This window comes from Limnofasciculus baicalensis BBK-W-15 (genome assembly GCF_024178385.1).
Lineage (GTDB): Bacteria > Cyanobacteriota > Cyanobacteriia > Cyanobacteriales > Coleofasciculaceae > Limnofasciculus > Limnofasciculus baicalensis.
The window spans coordinates 1-19,390 of sequence record NZ_JAMZMM010000026.1 but is presented as its reverse complement, the minus strand read 5'-3'; the positions used below and the strand labels follow the sequence as shown (position 1 = coordinate 19,390).

17 protein-coding genes and 1 pseudogene are annotated in these 19,390 nt (G+C 40.9%); 4 read left to right on the top strand and 14 right to left on the bottom strand.

The features are described from left to right. Nucleotides 1-109: 109 nt before the first annotated feature. The 4 genes and pseudogenes from NJ959_RS04505 to NJ959_RS04490 all read left to right on the top strand — a co-directional run. Nucleotides 110-1,492 carry a nicotinate phosphoribosyltransferase gene (locus NJ959_RS04505; RefSeq protein ID WP_254010558.1) on the top strand — a complete coding sequence of 461 codons (1,383 nt, stop codon included), beginning with the start codon at nucleotides 110-112 and terminating at the stop codon, nucleotides 1,490-1,492. Nucleotides 1,493-1,640: 148 nt separating this feature from the next. Beyond that, entirely contained in the window at nucleotides 1,641-2,231 is a 591-nt protein-coding gene (locus tag NJ959_RS04500) for a nicotinate-nucleotide adenylyltransferase (protein WP_254010557.1), read from the top strand. Beyond that, nucleotides 2,204-2,938, top strand: a complete 735-nt coding sequence (locus NJ959_RS04495) for an NUDIX hydrolase (RefSeq protein ID WP_254010556.1) — start codon at nucleotides 2,204-2,206, stop codon at nucleotides 2,936-2,938. Before NJ959_RS04500 ends, NJ959_RS04495 begins: the two co-directional genes overlap by 28 nt. A gap of 55 nt (nucleotides 2,939-2,993) precedes the next feature. After that, nucleotides 2,994-3,746: pseudogene (locus NJ959_RS04490) on the top strand (Dam family site-specific DNA-(adenine-N6)-methyltransferase); the annotation flags it as partial. A gap of 55 nt (nucleotides 3,747-3,801) precedes the next feature. Here the strand turns inward: NJ959_RS04490 and NJ959_RS04485 are convergent. From NJ959_RS04485 to NJ959_RS04420, 14 genes are all read right to left on the bottom strand, one after another. Beyond that, nucleotides 3,802-4,833, bottom strand: coding sequence for a DMT family transporter (locus tag NJ959_RS04485; protein WP_254010554.1), 1,032 nt, complete (start codon nucleotides 4,831-4,833; stop codon nucleotides 3,802-3,804). Between the two features lie 24 nt (nucleotides 4,834-4,857). After that, nucleotides 4,858-5,736, bottom strand: a complete 879-nt coding sequence (locus tag NJ959_RS04480) for a shikimate dehydrogenase (RefSeq protein ID WP_254010553.1) — start codon at nucleotides 5,734-5,736, stop codon at nucleotides 4,858-4,860. A gap of 27 nt (nucleotides 5,737-5,763) precedes the next feature. After that, nucleotides 5,764-6,249, bottom strand: a complete 486-nt coding sequence (locus NJ959_RS04475; RefSeq protein ID WP_254010552.1) for a HEAT repeat domain-containing protein — start codon at nucleotides 6,247-6,249, stop codon at nucleotides 5,764-5,766. Between the two features lie 162 nt (nucleotides 6,250-6,411). Continuing rightward, complete coding sequence (locus tag NJ959_RS04470) at nucleotides 6,412-6,918, bottom strand: hypothetical protein (protein WP_254010551.1); 507 nt, start codon at nucleotides 6,916-6,918, stop codon at nucleotides 6,412-6,414. Further along, complete coding sequence (locus tag NJ959_RS04465) at nucleotides 6,915-9,107, bottom strand: cation:proton antiporter domain-containing protein (protein ID WP_254010550.1); 2,193 nt, start codon at nucleotides 9,105-9,107, stop codon at nucleotides 6,915-6,917. Before NJ959_RS04465 ends, NJ959_RS04470 begins: the two co-directional genes overlap by 4 nt. 557 nt (nucleotides 9,108-9,664) lie before the next feature. Continuing rightward, nucleotides 9,665-10,078: a hypothetical protein gene (locus tag NJ959_RS04460; protein WP_254010549.1), complete on the bottom strand. Its 414-nt coding sequence runs from the start codon at nucleotides 10,076-10,078 to the stop codon at nucleotides 9,665-9,667. A 517-nt stretch (nucleotides 10,079-10,595) separates the two neighbouring features. Next, nucleotides 10,596-10,991, bottom strand: a complete 396-nt coding sequence (locus NJ959_RS04455) for a DoxX family protein (RefSeq protein WP_254010548.1) — start codon at nucleotides 10,989-10,991, stop codon at nucleotides 10,596-10,598. 138 nt (nucleotides 10,992-11,129) lie between these two features. Beyond that, a complete protein-coding gene (locus tag NJ959_RS04450; protein WP_254010547.1) occupies nucleotides 11,130-11,861 on the bottom strand; it encodes an NlpC/P60 family protein in 732 nt (243 codons plus the stop codon). Between the two features lie 239 nt (nucleotides 11,862-12,100). Further along, nucleotides 12,101-12,298, bottom strand: a complete 198-nt coding sequence (locus NJ959_RS04445; protein ID WP_254010546.1) for a hypothetical protein — start codon at nucleotides 12,296-12,298, stop codon at nucleotides 12,101-12,103. Between the two features lie 136 nt (nucleotides 12,299-12,434). After that, nucleotides 12,435-15,059: an ATP-dependent chaperone ClpB gene (gene clpB / locus NJ959_RS04440; protein ID WP_254010545.1), complete on the bottom strand. Its 2,625-nt coding sequence runs from the start codon at nucleotides 15,057-15,059 to the stop codon at nucleotides 12,435-12,437. Between the two features lie 228 nt (nucleotides 15,060-15,287). After that, the gene (locus NJ959_RS04435) at nucleotides 15,288-16,250 is read right to left on the bottom strand and encodes an MDR/zinc-dependent alcohol dehydrogenase-like family protein (RefSeq protein WP_254010544.1); all 963 of its coding nucleotides are present in this window, start codon (nucleotides 16,248-16,250) and stop codon (nucleotides 15,288-15,290) included. A 256-nt stretch (nucleotides 16,251-16,506) separates the two neighbouring features. Beyond that, the gene (locus tag NJ959_RS04430; protein WP_373693599.1) at nucleotides 16,507-17,208 is read right to left on the bottom strand and encodes an ABC transporter ATP-binding protein; all 702 of its coding nucleotides are present in this window, start codon (nucleotides 17,206-17,208) and stop codon (nucleotides 16,507-16,509) included. A gap of 118 nt (nucleotides 17,209-17,326) precedes the next feature. Next, entirely contained in the window at nucleotides 17,327-18,109 is a 783-nt protein-coding gene (locus tag NJ959_RS04425) for an ABC transporter ATP-binding protein (RefSeq protein ID WP_254010542.1), read from the bottom strand. Continuing rightward, the gene (locus NJ959_RS04420) at nucleotides 18,106-19,041 is read right to left on the bottom strand and encodes a branched-chain amino acid ABC transporter permease (protein WP_254010541.1); all 936 of its coding nucleotides are present in this window, start codon (nucleotides 19,039-19,041) and stop codon (nucleotides 18,106-18,108) included. Before NJ959_RS04420 ends, NJ959_RS04425 begins: the two co-directional genes overlap by 4 nt. Nucleotides 19,042-19,390 lie beyond the last annotated feature (349 nt).

Here is a 19,390-nt window from a genome sequence, read left to right as displayed (position 1 = left end):
TATTTGAGCAGTGCTATCGCTGCGGAAGTCTTGTATAGTTGAGAGTTAAGATATTTTTGGTGATTTTTACTATAATTGAGATAGGGAACTTAGCTACTCAAGGGGTTATATGAATATTGAAGACCAAGAACTAACCATTAGTGTGGAGGATTATAGCCTGCTAACAGATTTGTATCAACTGACGATGGCTGCTTGTTACACTGGTGAAGGTTTGGAGGAAAAACGGGCAAGTTTTGAGTTGTTTGTGCGACGGTTACCGGAAGGGTTTGGTTATTTAATTGCGATGGGTTTGGCTCAGGTGTTAGATTATTTGGAAAAACTACAATTTTCTGATAGTCAGATAGAAGCTTTACAGGAAACTGGGATTTTTGATAATGCACCAGCAAGATTTTGGTCGTTATTAAAATCGGGGCGATTTATTGGGGATGTTTGGGCGGTTGCGGAGGGTACTGTTATTTTTGCTAATGAACCAATTTTGCGAGTGGAAGCACCGCTTTGGCAAGCTCAATTGGTGGAAACTTATATCCTGAATACGATTAATTATCAGACGCTAATTGCTACTAGAGCGGCTCGGATGCGGGATGTAGCTGGAAGCCAAGCGACATTATTAGAATTTGGCACAAGACGAGCATTTAGTCCCCAAGGGGCAATATGGGCTGCACGGGCTGCTTTGGCAGGAGGATTTGATGCTACTTCTAATGTTTTAGCTGCTTTGAAATTAGGACGGAAACCTAGTGGTACGATGGCTCATGCTTTAGTTATGGCAATTGGTGGATTATCTGGTAGTGAAGATGAAGCTTTTGCAGCATTTCAACGTTATTTTCCCCATTCTCCTCTATTAATTGATACTTACGATACAGTGGCGGCTGCCCAGCGTTTGGCAGAAAAAGTCAAGAGAGGAGAAATGACAGTTATGGGCGTGCGGTTAGATTCTGGGGATATTGCTGGATTATCTCAAAAAGTCCTATCGCTCCTACCAGATACGAAAATTTTTGCTAGTGGGGATATCGATGAATGGGAAATTGTCCGATTAAAAGAGGCGGGGGCAGTTATTGATGGTTACGGTATCGGGACAAAACTGGTTACGGGTTCCCCGGTGAATGGGGTGTATAAACTGGTGGAAATTGATAATATTCCTACTATGAAGCAGTCTAGCAGTAAACAGAGTTATCCAGGTCGAAAGCAAGTATTTCGTCGTTGGGGTGAAGAAAATATTATTTCTGGAGATAGATTGGGTATGATGTGGGAAAATTATCCAAATGAGGAAAAACCTTTATTAGAATTAGTGATGAAAGAGGGTAAACGGGTGAGGGAAGGAGAAAGTTTGGATGTAATTTGCGATCGCAGTACTACTTCAGTAATTAGTCTCCCTCCCGAAACTCGTCAATTAGAGAATCCTCTACCTATTTCTGTCCAAATTTCTGATAGCTTAGAAAAGTTGACTAAGGATGTAATGGGGAGTTTTCAGTGTAGGGGCGAGTCGCTACTATAATCTATTATAGTAACGAATAACTGCAATTGAATCGCCCTTTGACACGCTTTAACAGGCAAGATGCCTGTTCTACGTTTTGATAGGCATTTTGTCTCTTCTGTACAAAATAACAAACAACTAATAACTAATAACTAACAACCAAGAACAAATGACAAAAATCGCTCTTTTTGGTACAAGTGCCGATCCACCAACTGCGGCACACAAAGCAATTATGCTATGGTTATCTAATCGCTACGATTCGGTAGCAGTTTGGGCATCGAATAATCCATTTAAGTCTCACCAAACATCACTCGAACATCGTCATAAAATGTTAGGGCTATTGATTGGGGAAATTGATACACCTAGTCAGAATATTAGCTTGCATGAAGAGTTGAGTAGTAGTAGAAGCTTGGAAACTGTAGAAAAAGCAAAGGAAATTTGGGGTAATGAGGTAGAATTTATCTTAGTAATTGGTTCCGATTTAGTGTCTCAGATGCCACGCTGGTATCGAATTAGAGAATTGTTACAGGAAGTAGAGTTGCTCGTAGTGCCGCGTTTGGGTTATGAAATAAATGAGGGGGATTTAGAGGTGTTGAAGCAGCTAGGTGCTAAAGTTGCGATCGCGGATCTAAATGCTCCTGCTGTTTCTTCTACAGCCTATCGGGAAAATGGAGACAGAGACGCTTTAACGCCTCCCGTTGCAGAGTACATCTATCAAGCACAATTGTACGCATGTCAGAAAGCGGCACCAAGCAAGTAAAGCAATCAGTGTTAGCTGATTTTAAAGTCGGAGTTGATACCGTTATTTTCTCCGTTGATACTGAGGGAAACCGCATCCTAGTCTTGTTAGTAAAGCGAGAGGATGAACCTTTTTTGAAGTATTGGGGTTTACCGGGGACTTTAGTCCGGAATGGTGAATCTTTAGAAGATGCGGCACATCGGGTTTTAGTGGAGAAAATTCGGGTGAATAATTTGTATGTTGAACAACTTTACACCTTTGGGGGACCTGGAAGGGACCCGCGAGAATTACCGGAAAGTTTTGGTGTTCGTTACTTATCGGTGAGTTACTTTGCTTTGGTGCGATTTGCAGAAGCACAATTGATTGCTGAGGGAATGAGTGGAATTGCTTGGTATGCGATTAATAAATTACCACAGCTTGCCTTCGATCATAATCAAATTGTGGAGTATGGCTATCGGCGTTTACGGAATAAATTAGAATATAGTCCTGTGGCTTTTGATGTATTGCCGGAAGTATTCACTTTGAGCGATTTATATCAATTTTATATGACTGTTTTAGGGGAGAATTTTTCTGATTATTCTAATTTTAGGACTCGTTTATTGAAGTTAGGTTTTCTGGCAGATACCGGGGTAAAGGTGACGCGGGGGGCTGGGCGGCCTGCTAGTTTGTATCGGTTTGATTCTGATGCTTTTGCTCCTTTGAAGGATAAGCCTTTGGTGTTTATTTGAGCTGAGAGGTGAGGTGAGAGAGTTTAATTTTATAGATAATTAGGGGCAGATTTAGATGGTTAGCTTACCACATCCAATTCAATATCAAGGCAGCAAGAGAAAGCTAGCTTCAGATATTCTCAGGTTTTTACCTAAAAAAATAGAGCGATTAGTCGAACCATTTGCAGGAACAGCAGCAATTAGTCTTGCTGCTGCTGCGAGAGAAATTTGCCAAAGTTTTTGGATTAACGATCTGAATAATCCACTCATTGAACTACTAGAGTTAATAATAGAGAATCCCGATAATATTGCAGATTTTTATACAGAAATATGGCAGGATCGGGAGGATAATTCCGTAGATTATTATTATCAAGTGAGAGATAATTTTAACAAAACTAAAGATCCCAAACTATTTCTATACTTATTGGCTAGATGTGTAAAAGGATCGGTTAGGTATAACAATCAAGGGGAGTTTAATCAAAGTCCAGACAAAAGAAGAAAGGGAACTAACCCCAATAAAATGAGAGAAAATATAAAAGGAGTCTCTAGACTACTCCACGGTAAGTGCATATTTACTAGCCTGGATTATAGACAAGTATTGTATGAGCTAAAAAATACTGATTTTGTTTACCTCGATCCTCCATATCAAGGAGTATGCGGCAATAATGATTCAAGATATTACTCTGGGATCTGTTTTGATACTTTAGTTTTAGAACTTGAGGAATTAAATCGAAAAGGAATAGCGTTTGCAATCAGTTACGATGGCAAGCGAGGAAGTAAAACTTTTGGAGATGAATTACCTAAAGAATTGGGGCTGAAGAAGATTGAAAAAACAGTATAAAGGATAAATCAATATGGTATTCACTCTCACCTTTTACCTCTTTTTAAATTCCTTTAAACCCAACTTCTGCGTCCATTTCTTTCTCTGAAATTTGAGGTGTAGGAGTAGTTTTAGTACCGAAACGCAATACCCCTATCTGATTTAATGCGATACCGCACATAATAATGCTGCCACCAATATATTGAGCTAAGGTAGGGGCTTCTCCTAAAATTAAATAGCCCGCTAATATCCCGGCAATTGGACCAAATGAATTGGCTAAGGAAACGTCAGATGCAGTGGTTTTCTTTAATCCTGTCAACCAGAATAATTGTCCACCGACGACAATAACGGCACTGTAAAGGAACATCCATTTCCATAAGAAGGGTGAGAAGACATCGACAAAGTGAACGGGACCATATATTCTCATTGCGATCGCAAAAAATACGACAGTACCTATAACGGTTCTAATAATACTAAATATCCCTAGGGGGATTTCACGGAGAGTAACTTTACTAATAATAGTGCCAATGACTCCGCAAATGGACCCGGCTGCTACCATTATTTCACCTTTGCCAAGCTGTAAGCCGCCTCCCATGTCTACCATATTCCCTTCTGGTTGCTGAAGTAATACCGTTAAAAAAACACCAACAAACGCTAAAATCTCACCACTAATAACCCATCTATTTACTCGTTCTTTTAGCAATAAAACTGATAATGCTAATATAAGTGGCGGTCCAATTGTCCCGATCAAAATTACATTATTTACCATAGTTATTTCCAGTGCCATTAAAATTAATGCTGGTGCTAATGCGCCGGAGAAAATTGCTACCGAAACTAAACCAATCCAATCTTTTCCTGAAAGTTGCTTCAGGGAAAAACTCTGCCACTGTTGGCGATAGAGGAAAATTAGTAGTATTAAGGCGCAAAGATTGCCGACAAAAAGAACATTGCAAAATGAAACAGGATTTCTGCCATTAATTAAGTTGTCAGCGCCAAGTTGGGTGAGTTTGCGGGTAATTCCGTTTGATGCTGCAAAGATGATAACGGCGATCATTAAGTAGGCTCTGCCGGGAATTCGAGCGATTAGTTTTGACATTTGGTTTTAATTTTTTTACCACAGTCAGTTTTCAGTAGATAATCCCAGATATTCCTGCAATGATTGTCGCATAATATCAGCAGGTGGTGTTTCTCCTAACCAAATTTCTAAGGCAGCCGCACCTTGTTGTACTAACATTTCTAATCCGTCAATTGCTATAGCACCTTGTTGTTTAGCATATTTGAGAAATTGGGTAGGGTTGGGGGTGTAAATTAGATCGTATGCGATCGCAGTTTTTGGTAATCTTTTGATTGTTTCTATATCTACAGGTGACTCGTCAATCTGGGGATACATGCCGATGGGGGTACTATTTACTAATAAGTCTGCCTGAGATATTAATTCTAGTAATTCCTCCCAAGGATGGATATTGGTAGTTATTGGTAGGGGAGAGTTTGACCAACTTTGCTGAAATTGTTGTAATTTTTCCAAATTTCTACCAACTATATGGATGGATTTGCATCCTAACTGAAAACAACCAACTACTACTGCTCTTGCTGCTCCTCCATTGCCTAAAATTACAACTGTGGTTTGACTCCAATCCCAATTATATGCTTTTAATGGTGCAATGAATCCGGTTACGTCGGTATTTGTGCCACTCCATCCTTTATCGGTACGCCAAACTGTATTTACTGCACCTATTGATTGGGCGATATCTGATATTTCTGATAAGAGGGGGATAATTGTTTGTTTGTGGGGAATGGTGATACTGAATCCTTGTAAGTTAATGGCGGCAAAACCTGCTAGTGCGTCTTTTAAGTCTGGTGCTTTTATGGGGAATGGGAGGTAAATGTAATCGAGATTTAGATTGGCGATGGCGGCGTTGTGCATTACTGGTGATAGGGAGTGTTCGATGGGGTTGCCGATTACTCCTAATAGTTTGGTTTTTCCTGTGATTTTTGGCATGGCTTGTTAATTGTTAATGGCTAATAGCTAATGGCTAATTGCTAATACAAGTTTGTCTCTTTCTTCTCCTAAATTAGCCAAAGCAAATGCGGCAAAGCTACGAATATCTGGATTAACCTTTTCATCTTTGAGGAAGTTGAGGATATCCGGGACATATTTAGCACCTGCTTCTCCTAAATTACCCAAAGCTAATGCGGCACGGATACGAATATATGGATCGAGCTTTTCATCGGATAAAATATTAACAGCTTTCTGTGCAATATCCTCCGGTTTCTTCAGCACCGCTTTCAAATCTTGCGCTTCATATTCCACTAATTTATTGAAAGCATATCCTTTCACTTGAGGATAACTATCATCAAGTGCCGCCACTATCCCATCAATTTGCCAAAGTTGAGGCTTCGGTTTGGGCGGTTGTTGCGCACTCAGCCAGGGGAGAGAGAGGAAGAGGGTGAGACAGAGGGTAAGGGGGAAGAGGATGAGAGGTTTTCTGATTTTATCGATAAGTTTGAGCATTATTTTGAAAATTGCTAATGGCTAATGGCTAATGGCTAATTGCTAATTGCTAATTGCTAATTGATTATCAAAAAAAAATCGGCGTTTTTACTTGTACAGGCAAGATGCCTGTACTACGGGTTGGGGATTTATCAATATGGGAGGTTTTGTGGGTGGGTTTCTTTAATGTTCGTTGGTTTCTTCTTCTTTTTGTATGGCTTTTATTGCTGTAAATTCTACTGCGGGTGTGGCACTGAGGCTAATTTTACCTGCGATGGTGTCTCCTTGAATCATTCCTTTGATTTCTACTAAGTTATGATTTTCGGATTTAGCTAATTCCTGGCAATTACTCAACCATGGTACTTTCCCTGCTAAAGTAATCTCTTGATTGGTGAATTTTCCACTAAGAGAAGGGTTCTTAAGCTCAGATTTTGTTTGCTTGTTATTGGTGTTTCCAGACAGTAAGGTTCCATTAAGATAAACCCCAGATTGTAGTATGTTTAATACTAATGGTTCTGATTTGAGACAGTCTGGTAAGTTTTCGCTACTGATGGGATAGGAACCGTCAATGGGAGGATTTGCTTTGAGATTGGCATTGCCGTAAGCTGTCACAATTTTAAATAATACTACCACTGAGGTGATAGCTATCCCATAAAATGACAGGGATTTTATACTAAAATGACTGCTCATACTGCAACTCCAGATTCATCGGTTGTCATGGCAAGGATTGAGGCTAGGTGAGAGGTAACTTGAGAATATCTGCGAGTAATTAAAAGGGAAGAATGACATTCAATGGCTAATTGATCCGTATATCTTCCTAGTGTTTGGCGTTCAATACCCCAGGCGCGACTAGTACCCGCAATAGTGAGATCTACTGATGCTGATGCTGCGATTACTGCTTGGATAGGATCGGATGATTCGACTACTTCTATAGTAATGCGATCGCGGATTTTTTCGGGTAATTGTCCCATTAAGGTGCGAAACTCGTAGCTGAATTCTTTGCCAATTTCTTCCCCTTGTACTACCCTGAAAACTATAAGACTTCTGGTATTGTCATGAACCATTAATCTCAGGGCAATTTCCAATCCTAAATCGTCATGGCTATTGCCTGAATAAGGTACTAAAATTTTACTAATTCTCTCCTTTCCTCGATCTACAAATACGGCAACATCTGTCTGGGCTGTACTGAGAATTTGCCCTACTCTTCCGCCTAAACGATTAGTACTAAAGGCAGGACGATGCCATCCCATTAAGATAATATTGGCGATATCTAGTTTGGCAATTTCTGTGGTTGTTCGCGCTACATCGTTGGCAATGCGAACAATGGGATGTACCATTTGTCGAGTTTCTGGTGGTTCCAGACTTTGAATTAATTCTTCTAAGCGATAACGCCTTTCTTGAATTAATCTCTCTGCTTCAATTGGAGTACTTTCAAACATATAGTTTTCTTCCAATTCAATTAAGCTGAGGGGATGGACTACAGCTAGTTTTGGCGAATTTCCGGCAATGGAAACTGCTAATTTTAATAATCCTTTTTGGGTACTAGGATTAGCAACTGGCACTAAAATGCGATAGCTTGGTTCAAGGATATTTGTAGGCGTTTCTGTTGTATTTTCTGGCTCTAAAATATCCAACCTAATCAGGTTTTTGGGATAAGTCCACTCTAATAGAGGTGAGGTCATTATAGTGGTAACCAATGCCATAATTACTAACATGGTGAATAGTAAGGGTGAAATAACACCTAAACTCAAACCAATATTTAGGACAATTAGTTCGGTTAATCCCCGCGTATTCATTAACCAGCCCAATGCTGAAGCTTCTCTTTCGCTAATCCCGCAAACACGGGCTGCGACATAAGTCCCGACGTACTTGCCGATAATTGCGATCGCAACAACCAGGAGGCAAAGCAACCATAATTGAGGACTATTGAGTAAGCCTATTTGGGTGCGAATACCGCTATAAGCAAAAAATACTGGAAGCAAAACGCTGAGGACAAAATCTTCGGTTTTTTCGGCTAAGTCTCGCACCAAACCTGGATTTTTGGGCATGACTGCACCGAGGAGAAATGCGCCGAAAATTAGGTGAATTCCGATTAATTCAGTAATTAAAGCAGAGGCAATTACTCCCATGTAAATACTGGTCACTATCACCTGACTTAACTTTTCTGTCCGGTTGTAGTGGGCTGATAGTTTTTGCAGGAACCAACGTCCCACTGTCATCATAAATCCGATGTAGAATAGGGCTTCGACGACAGTAAAAATCACCCCTGTCATCGAGTGCGTACCAGCGGGTGACGTACTTGCTTTTCCAACAGCAATTGCTAATGCTAGTAAACACCATGCGGTGACATCATCTACTGCGGCGCAGGTAAGTGCTAGAGTGCCTAATCTAGTACCTTGCAAGTTATTTTCTGTAATAATTCTTGCCAGTACAGGAAAGGCGGTAATGGACATTGCTGCGCCTAAAAATAGGGCAAAAGCTGTAAAGGAAACGGCAGAGTTGGAAACGAGGGGGTATAATAATAGTGCGAGGATACTTCCTAATGAAAAGGGCACTAAAATACTGACGTGGGAGGTGAGAATCGCAATATCCAAGTTACCTTTAAGATACTTCGGATCTAACTCCAAACCAATCAGAAACATGAAAAAGATTAGTCCGATTTCCGAAAGGACTTCTAGGAATGGTATAGTGCTAGCAGGGAATAAAGCTGTGGCTAAATCTGGGGCTATCAAACCCAACAACGAAGGACCCAGCATAATCCCAGCAATAATCTCACCAATCACCAAGGGTTGCTTGACGAGTTTACACCCCAAACCCATGAGGCGGGATAGCCCAATAATGACGAGTACTTGAACGAGAACTAATATAGCAGCGTGCATAATCCCCTGGTACGATAAATCTAGGGTAGTCTGAAGTGATTATGACCTATTTTGGGAAATGCGATCGCACTTTAAGATAAATTACAGATGATGTCACCCGACGTGGCATTGGCTGTATATTGGGATACTGTTAATTGCTAATTGTTAATAATGGTTGATTGAAGCTGAGTTATATGGAATTTGTTGGTGTTGGGATGGTATCTTTTTTTTAACGCAGAGGGCGCAGAGGTAAGCGCAGAGGTGCGCAGAGGTTTTTTGTTAGAGGTTGAATAATTGCCAGTGAATTAAAAGTTCTGACTTACGGAAATAATCTATCTGTAGGGTGCGTTATGCGCAAGCTAACGCACCCTACTAATATATAGCTTTCGGATTTCAATTTTCCCCAGAATTGGGGGGTTAGGGGGGCGAAAATTTACTACTAAACTGCTAGTTTATTGATGGCAACCTGGATTGTATTGGATTGGTTGTATCCGGCTTGTTTCAGGTTGTTGTAGTGACTTTGCAGGAGAGTAATGTCTTGAGGTTTCCAAGTGACAATGCGGGTAACTTCGGCGATTTTATCGGCTAAGTCTTTTTGTAAGCCTCTTGAGGAAGTTGAGGATATCGGGGGCGTATTTAGCACCTGCTTCTCCTAAATTACTCAAGGCTGATGCGGCACTGCCACGAACATAATTATTAACCTTTTCATCGGAGAGGATATTAACAGCTTTCTGGGCAATATCCTCCGGTTTCTTCAGTATCGCTTTTAAGTCTTGCGCTTCATATTTAGCTAATTGCCCAAAAGCAGCTCCTTTCACTTCAGGATAACTATCATCAATAGCCGCCACTATCCCATCAATTTGCCAAGGTTGAGGCTTCGGTTTGGGCGGTTGTTGCGCACTCACCCAAGGGAGACAGAGGCAGAGGATGAGACAGAGGGTAAGGGGGAAAAGGATGAGGGGTTTTCTGATTTTATAGATAATTTTGGGCATGGTTGGGGTTTCGCCATGGAATATTGATTTCTATTAATCTTGTTATAGAATAACCCATCCGGGAGGGGATTAATTTTTGGTGGGGGTGGATTGGGTTGGTTTTAATTGGGCTTATCTTCCCGCGACAATGGCGACGCAAAAGCACTGTGGATAATTTGTGGTGATGGCGCTTAATCGTGGGGAGAGCGATTATTTGTTTACCCAATTGATATCTTTGGTTGCTAACTCACAAACCCGCCAGAGAATAAATTCTCTGTCTAATAGCTAAAGTCGGTTAAAAACCGACTAATTACCAGGATTTTAGCATTATTTTCCATAATTGTAGATCCCATACTAACTCAAAAACATTATTTCCCAGTCGGTTTCAACCGACTTAAGCTATTAGACAGTGGTTTTAACCACTGGCGGGTTTGATGGCGGGTTTGATAGCGGGTTTGATGGTGGGTTTGATGGTGGGTTTGATGGTGGGCTTTCCGGCAAATTTCCACCCCCAACAATAAATTAGATTAACCCAGAGTCAAGATTTCCTCTTACCCTTGAATCGCACAACAATTTGACCTGCACCATATTCCATTATCATTAACAAACCACCCATAATCGCTAGATTTTTCAAGAACATAACTTGAGTCATCCGATCTGCTAAGTTATTATGGAAGATCAGGGTTGTAGGAATGAGAAACCCTAAGAGAATCCCTGCTCCCCAACGTGCTTTGTATCCTAGTAAAACCGACAATCCACCGAGGATTTCTGTTGCGATCGCAAAAACTAAAAGTAAGCCCGTAAAAGGAAGCCCCTGGGCAGCCATATACTCCTGAGTACCAACTGGGTTAATAATCTTATTAATTCCTGACCACAAGAAAATAGCTGATAAGAAAATTCGAGCCAATAAGGGGATAATTGTTTCGCGTTTCATAGATTATTACTCCAAGAGGAGTGGGGAGTGGGTAAAACAACAAACAACTAACAACAAACAACAAACAACTAACAACAAACAACAAACAACTAACAACTAACAACTAACAACAAACAACTAACAACTAACAACTAACAACTAATAACCAATAACTAACTGTTTCCACCGCAAAGCATAAATTGGGATAGTGAACCAATAGTTATTTGGCTCTGGAATTTTCACCTCAATTACTTTTTTGTATCCCGGATCTGCTTCAATCCAGGTTTTATCTCCTACATAAGCTAAAATATGTTTTCCATCTTTGGTAACTGCCAAGTCACCTTTGATAATTTTACTATAATCTAACTCATTAATACTATTAGACGATAATAGTCGAATAGTTAAATTACGATATCCATCTCGGAGGGATTCCGCGCTAGTGTCATACCACCATAATTCTAATCCTTTTCTCACCAGTCCGGGATTTAAAGATGTAATACCTTGAACTAAGTTCACCCTAATTAAACCCTGGCGCACTAAACCAGAACAATCAATCCCCAATTGATTTTCACCTCCCCAGACATAGGGGGTTCCGGAATAACTTTTGAGTGCTTGGACGTAATTATCCCGGAAGTAACTAACATCGGATGGACGACTGGGGCTAATTAAAAATAAGGTAATTATCAGAGTAAGAGAGAGCCAAAAAATTCTAACTTTTTTTTGATGCCAAAACAAAAAGATTGCTCCTGCCCAAATTATCATTCCAGATAAAAATGTGGCCAAACGGAGCGCCCCGTAACTAATAGGATGAATTAGTAAGAGGATGAAGGTAAACCAGGTGATGCACCAGCAAATGTAGAGTTGACGGCGTTTTATTTTAATCCGGTTCATGGTTTTTTTTTGGGGAATGCGATTGCCTTCGGCAGCAGCGAAGCTGATCGCATTTGTGGCTAGATGGGGTAATAGTTGACATTATGACAAGATCCCCATATTTGTAAATCCCTTATTTCGTGTGAAAAATGGCATAATTAGCCCAATTTGCTACAGGGGCGTTAGCGAAGCCGTAGGTATTCCTATCGAAGTAGAGAATTAATTTTCTGTAGATTATTCCTATCGATTATTGCCACTAATTAATAACGCCGCGTTTTCTGCACTCCATAAACCAATCCCGTACCAATCGAAAGCAAAATTAAGAACAAAATCAGTCCTCCCGGAATAAATGTGACAATCTCAAATCCTCTTAGCAGGTAAATAACAACAGTAAATGCCAAACTGATAGCAAAGGCGTAAGCGTAAATTATTGTGTCAGATGGAGGTTTAGGAGTCATTTTGTTTATGATTTTGTAGTAGGGAGTAGGGAGTAGGGAGTAGGGGCTAGGCAGAATAGAGTGGAAGGGAAAGAATCAATGGTTAATTAGTAATTAACCATTAGCAATTAGCCACTCCCCATTCCCCATTCCCCAATTAATTAGATGGCGCAATCAATAACTCAGCAGGTAAGCGATTAAACACTAATCTTTCATTCTCCACATCGACAAAAATTGTATCGCCATTACTAAACTGACTCCGTAAAATCGCCTTGGCAATTTGCGTTTCCAATTCCCGCTGAATTGCTCGTTTTAATGGTCTTGCACCATATACAGGGTCATACCCGACTTCTGCCACAAAGTCAATAGCTGATTCAGATATTTTCAAGGATATCTGACGTTCCGCTAATCGTTTTTCTAGGCGCTGAGTTTGGAGTTGTACTATTGTCCGTAACTGATGTTTTTGTAAGGCGTGGAAGATAATTACTTCATCAATACGGTTGAGGAATTCCGGACGGAAACTACCTCGCATTGCCTCCATTACCCGGTTCCGCATTTCATTGTATTGCCCATCATCACCTGCGACATCCAGAATATATTGAGAACCAATATTACTGGTCATGATAATGATACTATTCTTGAAGTCTACCGTATGACCTTGGGCATCGGTAACCCGCCCATCATCGAGAATTTGCAGCAGAATATTGAAAACATCTGCGTGGGCTTTCTCGATTTCATCAAATAGAATGACGGCAAAAGGGCGGCGGCGAATTGCTTCTGTCAGTTGTCCACCTTCTTCATAACCTACATATCCTGGAGGCGCACCAATTAGGCGAGAAACTGTATGTTTCTCCATATATTCTGACATATCAATTCGCACCATTGCCTCTTCAGTATCGAATAAATATGCTGCTAAAGCTTTAGCTAATTCTGTCTTGCCAACGCCTGTGGGACCGAGGAAAATGAAGCTAGCAGTAGGGCGATTGGGATCTGCTAAACCTGCACGCGATCGCTGAATGGCATCTGCAACGGCTGTAACGGCTTCCTCTTGCCCAACTACACGTTCGTGTAATTCATCTTCTAAATGGAGTAATTTCTGCATTTCAGACTCCACTAACTTGCTGACAGGAATACCCGTCCACTTAGAAATAATTTCGGCAATATCAGCTTCGGTAACTTCTTCTCGCAGGAGAGATTTTCCATGGGTTTGACTAGAAGCGAGTTGGGATTCAATCCCTTGCAATGATTTATGTAAATCTGCTAATTTGCCATATTTTAATTCAGCCGCTTTATTGAGATTGTATTCCCTTTCCGCTTGCTGTATTTCTACATTCACGCGGTCAATTTCTTCTTTAATCCCCTGGATTTTATCTAGAACACCTTTTTCTGATTGCCATTGCGTATTTAATGCCCGTTGTTCTTCTTTCAGGTTAGCTAATTCTTTCTCCAGTTTGCTCCTTCTTTCCAGAGAAGCTGCATCACTTTCTTTTTGTATGGATAACTTTTCCATTTCTAATTGGAGGATTTTTCGGTCAATTTCATCCAATTCTTCTGGTTTGGAAGTAATCTCCATTTTTAACCGGGCAGCGGCTTCATCTACTAAGTCAATAGCTTTATCAGGTAAAAAGCGATCGCTAATATAGCGGGTAGAGAGTGTAGCTGCTGCTACTAAAGAACTATCAGATATTTTAACCCCGTGGTGAACCTCATATCTTTCCTTTAAACCGCGTAAAATAGAAATGGTATCTTCAACACTAGGTTGATCCACATAAATCTGCTGAAATCTTCGTTCTAAAGCCGCATCTTTTTCCACATATTTTCGATATTCATCCAAAGTTGTTGCCCCAATACAGCGCAATTCTCCTCTGGCTAACATTGGTTTCAGCAAATTACCAGCATCCATTGCACCTTGAGTTGCACCTGCGCCAACTACGGTGTGAATTTCATCAATAAATAGGACAATTTGCCCCTTAGAATCAGTAACTTCTTTGAGAACAGCTTTTAGGCGCTCTTCAAATTCACCTCGAAACTTTGCCCCTGCAATTAATGCGCCCATATCGAGAGCAATTAATTGGCGATCTTTGAGAGATTGAGGGACATCACCTGCTACAATACGTTGAGCTAAACCTTCTGCGATCGCAGTTTTTCCCACCCCAGGCTCCCCAATCAGCACCGGATTATTTTTCGTGCGACGGGATAAAATTTGGATGGTGCGGCGAATCTCATCATCTCTACCAATTACGGGATCTAGTTTTCCCTCCCGCGCTGCTGCTGTCAAATCGCGGCCGTATTTTTCTAGCGATTGATATTTACCTTCTGGGTTTTGATCCGTCACGTTTTGGTTCCCCCTAATTTGGGTAATTGTGTTTTTGAGTTTCTTTTCATCTAGTTTAAATTCTTGGCATAAAATTTTGCCAATCCGCTCGTCTTTGAGATACCCCAAGATTAGATGCTCAATGGAGATATATTCATCTTTATATTCTTTTCGATAAGCATCTGCTCTATCTAATAGTGTATCTAAACTTCGTCCCAAATAAATGGAAGCACCACCGGAAACTTTGGGTTGGCGACTGATAAAAGCATCTGTGGCTTCCCTCACCCGCTGTACGGGAATTTCTGCTTTATTAAAAATGCTAGCAGCTAGTCCATTTTGATCTAACAGTGCCTTCATTAGGTGTTCGGTTTCAATCTGTTGTTGCTGCGTTACTTTGACGATATCTGGGGTGCGTGCGAGGGCTTCCCAGGCTTTTTCTGTAAATTGGTTGGGGTTAGTTGGTTGCATGATGGTTGTTTTGTTTAATAGATAATTTGTTTAACTAGGGATATTATATAAAGTTGGGTGTTGGGGTTGGGATCGGTGTTTGCGTCTTTTGGCGTGGGGATTGCCGTCCTGTTCTTTTTTGGTGTAGGGTTTATTTAAAACGGAAAGGTGGGCGCATAGACGCGCAGCGGCTTCTCTTAGAGTAGGTTCGCAAAGTTTTGGCTGAGTGTGATTCTTATTTATTATAACCTAGCCTTCTTCGATCATATCTAACAATACTTTCAAAACTCCTCGCTGTTTTGCATGAGAAAATGCCGTCAATCCTTCAGCAATAGGGTAGCGAGCTTGAATTAGAGGACTAACATTTACTTGTTGTGTTCTTAGTAATTCTAATGCTGGTGCAAAAGGACCGCAACGGGAACCAATTAATGTTATTTCATCTACTACTAGTGCAGAAGCATCTATAGTTAGTTTACCTGAGTATGTACTTTTCAAGACTAGTATACCTCGCGGACGTAAGGCTCGAAGAGCAAGAGCAAATCCTTCGGGATTACCCGTACATTCAACCGCTATATCGAAACTCCGGTCAATAATTCCATCGGAAAAACCAATTTCAATACCTCGTTCCTCTAAGTTAGCTAATTTTTCCGGATGGCGACCAATTACTAACAAATCGCACCCAGTTAATGCTAAAGTTTGAGCGACAAGTTGTCCCAATTTACCATCTCCCACCACTAGTACTTTCTCAGATGCAGTTATCTTGACTTGCTGTTGAATTTCTAATGCGGCTGCTAAAGGCTCGGTGAATGTTGCTACATCTGTAGACACATTATCTGGTACGAGGTGTAAATTTGTTTCTGGTAGGGTTAGATATTCTGCAAAGGCTCCGTTGCGGTTAACAATACCTAATACTGTTCTATTTTCACAATGAGTAGACTCACCTTTCAGACAGAAACGGCATTTACCGCAAACTGCATTAATTTCTCCCACTACTCGCTTACCTAAAAGATGGGGGGAACCTTTTTCCACGATACCGACAAATTCATGTCCCGGAATTCCTTTGTATGGGTAATAACCCCGGAGTAATTCCAAATCTGTATTGCAAATACCTGCTCGCAAAACACGAATTAGTGCTTCGCCCGGAGGTGGTGTAGGAATTGGGATATCGGTGCAGAGTTGGAGTTGGTTGTTTTCTAGCCAGAGGGTTTTCATGGTTGATAATGGAAGAGAATGTTTAGATTTTATTGTATCTATTTTTGATTGGAATGCGATGCCTGCGGCGGGCGTTAGCGAGAGCCATGTGCTAGCCTAGCATCTCTCAGAGAAGCCATCACACTTCCCCAGGCTTCTGTACTTCTCTGTAAAATTACAGAAGATTGCAGGTTTATGAAGTACTCCCCAGAAACCGGGTTTCTCTGTACCTTACATAACATACCTGAAAATTGCTGCCAATAATTTATATCTAAATTTATCCCAAATAAGCCTTTCTCACTCGCTCATCATTAAGAAGTTCCGAAGCTACACCAGAAATGGTTAATTCTCCCGCTTCCAAAACATAACCTCGATTAGCGGTTTGTAAAGCAAGAGTTGCATTTTGCTCGACCAATAAAATAGTAACACCTTCACTATTTAATTGGCGAATAACTGAGAAAATTTCTCGCACGATTTGGGGGGCTAAACCGAGGCTAGGTTCGTCTAGTAGCAAGAGTTTCGGGCGACTCATAAGGGCACGAGCGATCGCAAGCATTTGTTGTTCGCCACCGCTAAGGGTTCCTGCTAGTTGATTCCGGCGTTCTCCGAGGCGGGGAAAGGTGAGGAAATGACGTTCAATATCGGCTTTAATTCCTAATCTATCTGAGCGAATATAAGCCCCTAATTCTAAGTTAGTTAAAATTGTTTGTCGAGTTAAGATTCTCCTTCCTTCTGGGCTATGAGCAATCCCTAAATGAACTACTCTATCTGGAGTGAGGTGATTTAGTTGTTGTCCATTGTAGATAATTTGACCAATATGGGGATTTACTAATCTAGAAATGGCTTTTAGTGTGGTACTTTTTCCGGCTCCGTTTGCACCAATTAAAGTGACTATTTCTCCTTGGTTTACGACTAGATTAATGTCTGTGAGGGCTTGAATTGCACCGTATTTTACAGATAGATTTTTGATTTCTAGGATGGGTGTAGTCATTTGCAGCGGATGGGGTAACGGATGTAACGGATGGGTTATTGGTTGAGTCTGGTTTAGTGATAATACATAACAATAATCAATTTTTTCATATTCAAAACCTGTATTGCTATTCGTCTCCTAAATAGGCTTCTATTACGGCAGGATCGTTTTTGACGGTTTCGGGTTTGCCGAGAGCGATTAATTGTCCGAAATGTAACACGGCAATGGAATCGCATAATCCCATTACTAAGGGAACGTGATGTTCGATTAGGAGTACAGTTAGGTTAAAATCATGACGAATTTGTCTAATTAATTGACTTAATGCACCTTTTTCATTGGGATTCATTCCGGCTGCGGGTTCATCTAATAATAATATTGTCGGTTTTAAGGCTAAGGCGCGGGCAATTTCTAAGCGTCTTTGGTCCCCATAAGCTAAATTACAGGCTTGTTGTTGGGCACAATCTGCTAATCCGACTAATTCTAATAATTCTAATGCTTTCTGGTATGTTTTTTGTTCTTGGTGGGTGGCTTTTGGTAAACCGAATACACCATGGAAGAAATTACTGGAATTGTGAATATGATTTGCGATTGCCACATTTTCTAAAGCGGATAAATTTCTAAACAGGCGAAGGTTTTGAAAGGTTCGCGCTATTCCTTTTCCCGCGATTTGGTAGGGTTTTTGCTTAGTAATATCTTCTCCTTGATAAATTAGTTTTCCGCTAGATGGCGGCATTAACCCAGTAATAATATTAAATAGAGTAGTTTTTCCTGCACCATTAGGACCAATTACTCCAAATATTTCATTTTTGCCAACTGTAAACGACACCTCATTAACTGCCACCAACCCTCCAAAACGGCGAGTAATCCCTTTGACTTCCAGAATCGCGGTTAACTGTTGCTCGTTGGTCATATTTTTCTCCCTTTATTTAGCTGAAAACGCTTCAATAATTCTGGAGTAATAATCCCTTGTGGATAAAAAATACTACCAATAACAATCAGAAAACCAAAGATAATCAAACGCCCATCTCTCAGAAAAGTAGCCAACCAATTAGCCAATCCAGGAGTGCCCGCTATCCCTCTCAAAGCTTCCGGTAATGCAGTCAATACCATCCCCCCAATTACAGGACCAACAAAAGTTCTCGAACCGCCAATTAAAACAAAAGCCAAATAAATAATACTAGAATCAAAAGAGCCTTGACGAGAATTCCAAGTATTCAAAAAATGAGCGCTCACCGCCCCAACCAATCCCGCCAAAATAGCACCTAAAGTAAACGATAATACCTTATAATAAGTAGGATTAATCCCCATCGCATCAGCAGCCAACTCATCCTCACGAATTGCACTCAAAGCACGCCCAACCCGAATACCTTCCAAACGGTAAATAAACAACATACTTAAAGCCAACAAAGGCAAAGCCACCCAGAGATATTCAATCGGAGAAGCAAAAGGCTGAGGAATCCCAAAAATACCCACCGCCCCCCCAGTAATCTCCAAATTCAAAGCCAAAACCCGCAAAATTTCCACAAAAGCAATCGTCGCAATCGCCAAATAAATCCCCCGCAAACGCAAAACCGGAATACCCAAAGCAATCGCCAATATCCCAGAAACCACCCCCGCCAACAACATCTCCAATAATAAATAGTGAAGCGGAAACAAACTCCCCGAAAACTTAAACACAGTAGTCGAAAGAATCGCCGCCAAATACCCCCCCAAAGCATAAAATCCCGGCGTAGCCAAAGACAATTGCCCCGCCATCAAAGGCAAATAAATAGACAACCCCAAAATCGCCCCAAAAACCATCGAAACAATCAAAAACCCATAATTATTCAAAAAATCCAACATAACCTCCCAAACCCTCAAAATCCTCCAACAAACCCTCTGTGAACCTCTGTGCTTACCTCTGCGTACCTCTGTGTTAAAAAAAACTCAAACCTTAGTAATCCTCGCTCTCCCCAACAACCCCTGCGGCCTCACCATTAACATCTGTGCCTTATACACATCTCCGAGTTCACGAGACCATACTAGAGATCGTATGCCGTGTTTTGCTTGAAACAAATAACATTGCTCAAAATACTCCTGTTGCACAAATTCTGAGTAACATCTGTGGTCAAGTAACTCATACTGTTCAACAAAGTTGAAATTGGCTTGGACAACAAGCACATACTGTCAAACCAATAGATCATAGTGGCAT

Excerpts from the sequence above, each read along its gene's own strand:
- NJ959_RS04420 (WP_254010541.1), bottom strand. The coding sequence starts at position 19,041 with ATGTTGGATTTTTTGAATAATTATGGGTTTTTGATTGTTTCGATGGTT.
- NJ959_RS04425 (WP_254010542.1), bottom strand. The coding sequence starts at position 18,109 with ATGACCAACGAGCAACAGTTAACCGCGATTCTGGAAGTCAAAGGGATT.
- NJ959_RS04485 (WP_254010554.1), bottom strand. The coding sequence starts at position 4,833 with ATGTCAAAACTAATCGCTCGAATTCCCGGCAGAGCCTACTTAATGATC.
- NJ959_RS04455 (WP_254010548.1), bottom strand. The coding sequence starts at position 10,991 with ATGAAACGCGAAACAATTATCCCCTTATTGGCTCGAATTTTCTTATCA.
- NJ959_RS04505 (WP_254010558.1), top strand. The coding sequence starts at position 110 with ATGAATATTGAAGACCAAGAACTAACCATTAGTGTGGAGGATTATAGC.
- NJ959_RS04475 (WP_254010552.1), bottom strand. The coding sequence starts at position 6,249 with ATGCTCAAACTTATCGATAAAATCAGAAAACCTCTCATCCTCTTCCCC.
- NJ959_RS04450 (WP_254010547.1), bottom strand. The coding sequence starts at position 11,861 with ATGAACCGGATTAAAATAAAACGCCGTCAACTCTACATTTGCTGGTGC.
- NJ959_RS04445 (WP_254010546.1), bottom strand. The coding sequence starts at position 12,298 with ATGACTCCTAAACCTCCATCTGACACAATAATTTACGCTTACGCCTTT.
- NJ959_RS04500 (WP_254010557.1), top strand. The coding sequence starts at position 1,641 with ATGACAAAAATCGCTCTTTTTGGTACAAGTGCCGATCCACCAACTGCG.
- clpB (WP_254010545.1), bottom strand. The coding sequence starts at position 15,059 with ATGCAACCAACTAACCCCAACCAATTTACAGAAAAAGCCTGGGAAGCC.
- NJ959_RS04460 (WP_254010549.1), bottom strand. The coding sequence starts at position 10,078 with ATGCCCAAAATTATCTATAAAATCAGAAAACCCCTCATCCTTTTCCCC.
- NJ959_RS04465 (WP_254010550.1), bottom strand. The coding sequence starts at position 9,107 with ATGCACGCTGCTATATTAGTTCTCGTTCAAGTACTCGTCATTATTGGG.
- NJ959_RS04470 (WP_254010551.1), bottom strand. The coding sequence starts at position 6,918 with ATGAGCAGTCATTTTAGTATAAAATCCCTGTCATTTTATGGGATAGCT.
- NJ959_RS04480 (WP_254010553.1), bottom strand. The coding sequence starts at position 5,736 with ATGCCAAAAATCACAGGAAAAACCAAACTATTAGGAGTAATCGGCAAC.
- NJ959_RS04435 (WP_254010544.1), bottom strand. The coding sequence starts at position 16,250 with ATGAAAACCCTCTGGCTAGAAAACAACCAACTCCAACTCTGCACCGAT.
- NJ959_RS04495 (WP_254010556.1), top strand. The coding sequence starts at position 2,204 with ATGTCAGAAAGCGGCACCAAGCAAGTAAAGCAATCAGTGTTAGCTGAT.